General features: G+C 42.8%; 1 pseudogene. It reads right to left on the reverse strand.

The features are described 5' to 3' along the window. Positions 1-238, reverse strand: a pseudogene (locus tag QN347_RS20010) (hypothetical protein); the annotation flags it as partial. Between the last annotated feature and the right edge of the window lie 31 nt (positions 239-269).

Genomic DNA, 269 nt, shown 5'->3' on the forward strand with positions numbered 1-269 from the left:
TCGCATGATTTACAAAGGTAATGGCTACCTCGTCCTTACCCAGATTGCTATGGAGATTAAGAGCCTGAGCATTTTTAACCGAGTCTGGCCAGCTTTCAAAATCAAACGAAAACAGTAACTTGAAGCCGTCCCAAAGTCCGTTACCTTTTGGATTGTCAGGATTAAAGAAGCTGGTGCCATCATAGTGATCGGACTTGGGATAGCTTTGTACGGAAGAGCATCCCAGAACCTGGAGCAAAACAATTCCTAGAATAAAACGTATGAAAATC

The sequence above is a fragment of the Sphingomonas sp. 10B4 genome (assembly GCF_035019905.1).
Lineage (GTDB): Bacteria > Pseudomonadota > Alphaproteobacteria > Sphingomonadales > Sphingomonadaceae > Sphingomonas > Sphingomonas glacialis.